The 6636-nt window shown below is 69.2% G+C and carries 5 protein-coding genes; 3 read left to right on the plus strand and 2 right to left on the minus strand.

What is annotated here, in order from left to right:
* Window positions 1-42 precede the first annotated feature (42 nt).
* From A5698_RS23545 to A5698_RS23555, 3 genes are read left to right on the plus strand one after another with little or no spacing between them, the layout of a single operon-like run.
* Window positions 43-1089 carry a LysR family transcriptional regulator gene (locus A5698_RS23545; protein WP_084792589.1) on the plus strand — a complete coding sequence of 349 codons (1047 nt, stop codon included), beginning with the start codon at window positions 43-45 and terminating at the stop codon, window positions 1087-1089.
* Window positions 1043-2275 (plus strand): acyl-CoA dehydrogenase family protein, encoded by a 1233-nt coding sequence (locus tag A5698_RS23550; RefSeq protein ID WP_068301807.1) that lies wholly within the window; start codon window positions 1043-1045, stop codon window positions 2273-2275. The genes A5698_RS23545 and A5698_RS23550 overlap by 47 nt, the downstream gene beginning before the upstream one ends.
* Before the next feature lie 15 nt (window positions 2276-2290).
* A complete protein-coding gene (locus A5698_RS23555; protein WP_068301809.1) occupies window positions 2291-3337 on the plus strand; it encodes a hypothetical protein in 1047 nt (348 codons plus the stop codon).
* An 82-nt stretch (window positions 3338-3419) separates the two neighbouring features.
* On the opposite strand, the gene A5698_RS23560 is transcribed toward A5698_RS23555, so the two are convergent.
* Window positions 3420-5456 (minus strand): glycoside hydrolase family 15 protein, encoded by a 2037-nt coding sequence (locus tag A5698_RS23560; protein WP_067085679.1) that lies wholly within the window; start codon window positions 5454-5456, stop codon window positions 3420-3422.
* A gap of 58 nt (window positions 5457-5514) precedes the next feature.
* On the minus strand, window positions 5515-6636 hold a 1122-nt coding region (locus tag A5698_RS23565; RefSeq protein ID WP_068301812.1), incomplete at its 5' end, for an FAD-dependent oxidoreductase.

Consider the following 6636-nt stretch of genomic DNA (forward strand, 5'->3'; position numbering starts at 1 on the left):
GTAACCGTCGAAAACTCACCCGCATGTCGTTACGTTTCGGGCGTGTTCGATGTGCGGCGGTTGGTGGTGTTGCGCGAGGCCGCGCGCTGCGGTTCGCTGTCGGCCGCTGCGACGGCGCTGAACTACACGACATCGGCAGTGTTGCAACAGATCACCGCACTCGAGCGCGACATCGGGACCATACTTCTCATGCGCAGCCCGAGCGGCGTCCGGCCGACAGCCGCGGGCACGCGACTGCTCGAACACGCGGATACCGTCCTCGGCGCGGTCACCGCCGCCGAACGGGATCTGGCGCGCATGATCAGCGCACGTCCTGGCGTGGTGCGCGTCGCGTCCTTCGCCACCGCCGCCGCGACCATCCTGCCGAGGGCCATCGCGCGATTCCGGACTCTGTGCCCCGACATCGAGATCGAGTTGGTGCCGGCGGACCGGGCGAAGGGCGTCGCGATGCTGGTGACGGGTGACGTCGACGCGGTGGTGATGACCGAAGTCCCCGGCGACGACCCGGAATTTCCGCGCGTGCACACCGACGCGGTGTACGACGATGAGTTCCACGTCGTGCTGCCGGCGACCCATCGGCTGGCGGCCGCGTCGGCGGTACCGTTCGCGGCGCTGGCCGACGAGCGGTGGATCGTCAGCACCGGGACGGGGGTGTGCCCCGACGTCCGTGTATTCGAAAGGGCGTGTCGGCAGGCCGGATTCGTTCCATCGGTGACATATCGCGCCGGAGACTACTCCACGGTGCAAGAGCTGGTGGCCGCCGACCTCGGCGTGTCGCTGGTGCCGTCGCTGGCCGCATACGGCGGCGTCCATCCGGACGTCGCCATCCGGCGGGTGTCGGGAAGCGCTGCGGTGCGGCGCATCTCGATCGCGACCACCCAGGCGCCCGGGGGGAGCACGCCGCTGGCGACGTTCGTGTCCCTCGTCCGCACGGCCGGCACACAGCTGCGCACCGAAGCCGTTTATAGCGTTGCTAACCGTCACTTCAGCGTCGCTTGGCTCCGATTCCATCGCAGAATCCCTAACCCTAGATTGGCGGACCATGACAACAACCGAAAGCACCACGCCCGTCCTCACATCGGCCGATAAGGCGCTGCGCATCGCCCATTCGATCGCGGCGGAGATCGCTGTCGGCGCGGTCGAACGGGAACTCAGCAGCGCCTGGCCCGAATCCGAACTCCGGCGGATCGGTGAGTCGGGGCTGCTGGGCATGATCGTCCCCGCGGCGCACGGCGGTCCCGATCTGCCGCGCGCCATCGCCGTCGAGGTGTTACGCATTCTGTCCCAGGCGGATTCGGCCGTCGGCCAGCTGCTGCTGTCACACTTCGTGTTGAGCCAGGCGATCAGCGGCCTCGAGCACAAGGACCCCGCACCCCGCATCTACCGCGACGTGCTCGCCGGTGCCCAGCTCGGCAACGCGACCGTCGAACGCGGCACCCGGACCAGCGCCGACCGGCTCACCACGGTGACGCCGCAGGGGGACGGAACATGGCGACTCAACGGCACCAAGTACTATGCGACGGGGACACTCGGCGCGACCTGGATCGCCGTCGCGGCCCGCATCCCCGACACCGAACCGTCCCACGGCGCAACGGTGTTCGTCCGCCCCACCGATCCCGGTGTGACGCTTAATCTCGACCGGTGGTCCTCGTTCGGGCAGCGGGGCACCGCCAGCGGTGAAGTCGTCTTCGACAACGTCGGCGTCGAGAACGAGTTCGTCATCGACGAGGGACCCGACCCGGATCCGGTCACCGCTCCGCCTTCGGTGCTCGGCGCGTTCGATCAGGCCCTGCACGCCGCGGTGGATATCGGGATCGCCCGCGCCGCACTGGAGGACGGCGCACGGTTCGTCACCACGAAGTCGCGGCCTTGGTTCGAGGCGGGGGTCAACAACGCCGCTGACGAACCACACGTCGTGCGCCGGTTCGGCGAGCTCACCGCCCGGTTGTACGCACTCGAGGCGCTGCTGGCCCAAGCCGCGGATCTGGTCGACGACGCGTTGTGCACACCGGAGGTGACCCGTGACGCCGCGGCCGCGGCGTCGTTGCGGGTAGCCGCGGCGAAGGCCCTGGCACAGGAGTTCGCCGTCGAGATCGCCAGCGGCATCTTCGAATTGGCCGGCGCATCGGCGACCGACCGCGGGCACGCGCTGGACCGGCACTGGCGCAACGTGCGCGTGCACTCGCTGCACGATCCCGCCCGCTGGAAATACGTCCACATCGGTAACCACACCCTTCGCGGCACCAAACCGCCGCGGCTCGGTGTCCTCCTCTGAAGCGAAGGATCCGCCATGGCAGGTTTCTATCTCACCGGAAGCATCAACGTTGCCACCGTCGACGACGCCTTCCGGCTCGTCGGCAGCAGGATCCAACCGGGCGTCAGCCGGGTGCCGGACGGCGAACCCGGTGATCGCGCGAACTGGGTTCTCACGCAGGCCGATCACTTCCTGAACAACCCGACGCTGGACGTGGTCGACAACAAGGCCCGCGTGCGCACCGGCACCCCGGTGTCATTCGGTGCGCTCGACTACCACAGCGTCGCCGCCGAGTCCTACGTCCGGTTCATCGCCGCCCGCCGCGACGGCGTGCTCGCCGAGGACTCCCGCTTCCTGGTTTCGATTCCGACACCATTCAACGCGGTGAACTCGTTCGCGCAGTTCGACTCTCAGGTCGAGGTGGCCTTCGCCTACGAGCAGGCGCTGCGGCGAAGCGTCGAGGCGCTGCAGGAGGCGATCCCGCCGGGCGACCTGTCGATTCAGTGGGATCTGCCGACCGAGCTGGCCACCGTCGAGGGCTGGTTCCGCAACCCCTACGGCGGTTTCGAGCCGATCTTCGCGGCCACGGCCCGGTTGGCGTCCTGGGTGCACGACGACGCCGAGCTGACTTTCCATCTGTGCTACGGCGATTCGAAGTTCGGCGCGTCGCCGTTCATGGGTGATCCGCCCGACGAGGAGGCGGCGGCGCGCGGCGGCAGGCACATCCTGCCACGGGATGCGACCGCGATCGTCACGCTGGCCAACGGGTTGTCGCGTCACGTGACGCGACGTATCGACGCCATCCAGGCCGCAACGGTCGCGGCATGGAACAAGCGGGCGCACTGGCAGCCGCTGAGCGGGCTCGCGCTGGAGACCGACACCGAGATCTATCTCGGCCTGCTGCACGCCGAGGACGGCGCCGACGGCGCTCGGGCCAGGGCGGCGCTGGCCGCCGAGTTCGTGCCCGAGTTCGGGATCTCGACCGAGTGCGGGCTGGGCCGGCATTCGACCGAACAGCTCGAGGCGGTGCTCGTCGCGTGGAACCACTACGCCGCCAAACGCGAACCCGCCCTGGCCGGCTGACCCTTCTCCGGTGAGCAGACGCTAACCTGCCCAAAATTCGCGCAAAAGAGGCAGCTTCGCGTCTGCTCGCGGGAAGAGGTGACTACATCGGGGCGTTGGCGGGTACGAACACCCCGGAGCTGTCGGCCTCCTCCTCGGCCCGGATCACGTGTACGACCGCGTTGATCAACGCCAGGTGGGTGAACGCCTGCGGGAAGTTACCGAGGTGGCGGCCCGTGCGCGGCTCGATCTCCTCGGCGTAGAGGTGCAGCGGGCTGGCGAACGACAGCAGCCGTTCGCACAGGTGCTTGGCGCGGCTGATCTCGCCGATCTCGACCAGCGCGGACACCAGCCAGAACGAGCAGATCGTGAAGGTGCCCTCCTCGCCGGCCAACCCGTCGTCGGTCTCCTCGACGCGGTAGCGCAGCACGAGGCCTTCCTCGGTGAGCTCGTCGGCGATCGCCAGCACCGTCGCGCGTACCCGCGGATCGTCGGGCGGCAGGAACCGGGTCAGCACGGCCAGCAGCAGCGAGGCGTCGAGCGCGTCGTCGCCGTAACGCTGCGTCAGCACCCCGCGGGAGTCGACGCCGTGCTTGAGCACGTCGGCCTTGATCTCCTCGGCGATCGCGCGCCACTGCTGCGCGTAGGACTTCTCGCCCTGCAGCTCAGCGAGTTTCGAGCCGCGGTCCAGCGCCACCCAGCACATGATCTTGCTGCTCGTGAAGTGCTGCGGCTCGCCGCGCACCTCCCAGATGCCGCGGTCGGGTTCCTTCCAGTGCTTGATCGCCTCTTCGACCTGCTGCTTGCACACCGGCCACAGCGTGTCGGAGATCTGCTCGCGCGACTTGGCGTGCAGGTACACCGAATCCAGCATGGTGCCCCAGATGTCGTGCTGCATCTGGTTGTACGCGCCGTTGCCGATGCGCACCGGTCGCGCACCGTCGTAACCGGACAGGTGGCGCAGCTCCTCCTCGACCAGAGTGCGCTCGCCGCCGACGGCGTACATCACCTGAAGTGGGTGTCGCTCACCGTTGTTCGCGCCCGACACGTCGGCGATGAACGCGAAGAAGTCGTCGGCCTCGCGGTCCAACCCGAGCGTATAGAGGCCCCACAACGCGAACGTCGAGTCGCGCACCCACGCATAGCGGTAGTCCCAGTTACGTTCGCCCTGAGGCGTTTCCGGCAGCGACGTGGTGGGTGCGGCCAGCAGCGCGCCGGTCGGGGAGTACGTCAGCCCCTTCAGCGTCAGCGCGCTGCGCTGCAGGTAGGCCCGCCAGGGGTGGTCCGGGAAGTCGCCGACGTTGATCCACTGGCGCCAGGCCTCGCTGGTCTGCCACATCTTGTCGGCGGCCTCGTCGTAGGTCTGCGGCGCCGGATGCTTCGACCAGGACAGCGCGACGAATGCGTTGTCGCCCTCCTTCATCCGGGTGCGCGCCCGCGCCTCGTGGCCCTCCAGGCCGAGCCGCAGGTTGGTGGTGAGCCGCAGCGTGGGATGCGCGTCGGCGTCGCGGCTGGCCCGCGCGATCGCCTCGCCGTAAGCCTGCGCCGAGTACTCCCACGTCGCCGGGATGCGGTGGTAGTCGAACGCCGGCTCGCAGTTCATCACCAGCTCGACGGTGCCGCTCACACATCGCACCGTGCGCAGCAGGATGTGCTCGGCGTCCCAGTCCATCGGCGTACGGCGGTGGGTGCGCGACCGGGTCTCCAGGTCGTGCCAGGGGCCCATCACCAACGCCTCGCGCACGATCAGCCAGCCGGTGTGGGTCTGCCAGGTCGTCTCCAGGATCAGGCTGCCGGGCAGGTAGCGCCGGGCCGAGGGGACCGTCACCCCGTACGGACCCAACCGGAAATGGCCGGCGCCGCGATCCAGGATGGCGCCGAACACGCTCGGCGAGTCCGGGCGCGGCACGCACAACCACTCGACCGACCCCGCCGAGGAGATCAGGCACGTGTTCTCGCAGTCGGACAGAAACCCGTAGTCGGCGATCGGCGGAAACGGGTTCCGCAATGCACCGGTGGGCGCGTACGGCGTCGGCGCCGTCACGGTCAACGGGGTGTTCGACAGGACGGCCTGGGCGGGCTTCGCCCCGTTCTCCGTCTCCGCTGACCCGTCCGACGGCCCGGTTTGTTGCAGAACCATGCCGTCATCATCGACTGCCGACGTGCTTTGCGTCTACTCGTTGCCCCTCGACGCGCCGTCAGCGGCGCGCGAAGGCCGGAATGTGTTCCGGTAGGGGACCGATCGCGACGCCGTAGGCGGCCAGTCGGCGCAGCACCGGCAGCCCGGCCGCGAGGCGCACGAACCGCGGCGCCTCGGCCTGCCCGGTCGAGGCGACCGCGACCGCGATGACGCGGCGGTGGATCAGCTTCTGCACCGATTGGATCAGCGCCGCGGGCAGCCAGCGGCGCGCCTGCACGCGGGCCAAATGCCGACTCGACAGCGTGCCCGACCGCAAGGGGCCCGCCAGGATGCGTCCCGCGGCGACGGCGTCGGCCACGGCGAGGTTGATCCCGACCCCGCCGACCGGCGACATCGCGTGGGCGGCGTCGCCGATCAGCAGCAGGCCGTCGCTGTACCAGCGCCGCAGCCGGTTCAGCTGCACGTCGAGCAGCTTCACCTCGTCGAACGACGTCACCGCGCCGATGCGGTCGGCCAGCCACGGCACCAGCGCCACCACACCGCGGTGCAGCGACTCGATGCCCTGCGCGCGCAACTGCGCATCGCGGCCCTTGGGAATGACGTACGCGCACTGGTAGTAATCGCCGCGGTCGATGACGATCTGCGCGTGTCCGGCGCCGAGGACCCCGCCGAGCCCGTGCGGGTCGTCGGGCTCGCGTGGCACCCGGAACCACCAGACGTCCATCGGCACGCCGAAATTCTTCGGTTCGAGCCCCATCTCGGTGCGCAGCGTCGACGACCGGCCGTCGCAGGCGACTGTCAGCGTCGCGCGCATCTCGCGCACCTCACCGTCGGTGCCGCGGTAGCGCACGCCGACCACCTTGCCGCCCTCGCGGATCGGCCCGAGCACCTCGGTGCTGCGCATCAGCGTGAACGACGGTTCGCGTTCCGCGGCGGTGGCCAGCAGTTCGAGGAAATCCCACTGCGGCACCAGCGCAATGTGCCTGTGCGGACCGGGAATTCGTCGCAGGTCCATCGCGACCCGCGTGCCCTGCACCGTCATGGCCAGCATGTCGATCTCGCGGTGCGGGATGGCGGCGAACTCGTCGGAGAGTCCCAACTCGTCGAGCAACCGCAGTGTGCTCGCGTGCACGGTGATGGAGAAACACGCCGACTTCCTCCGCGATTTCCGCGGTGACAC

The sequence above is a fragment of the Mycobacterium sp. E136 genome, assembly GCF_001666865.1.
Classification (GTDB): domain Bacteria; phylum Actinomycetota; class Actinomycetes; order Mycobacteriales; family Mycobacteriaceae; genus Mycobacterium.

What these genes read in the sequence shown, in the direction of transcription:
- A5698_RS23550 (WP_068301807.1), top strand. Translation starts at nt 1,043, where the DNA reads ATGACAACAACCGAAAGCACCACGCCCGTCCTCACATCGGCCGATAAG.
- A5698_RS23555 (WP_068301809.1), top strand. Translation starts at nt 2,291, where the DNA reads ATGGCAGGTTTCTATCTCACCGGAAGCATCAACGTTGCCACCGTCGAC.
- A5698_RS23560 (WP_067085679.1), bottom strand. Translation starts at nt 5,456, where the DNA reads ATGGTTCTGCAACAAACCGGGCCGTCGGACGGGTCAGCGGAGACGGAG.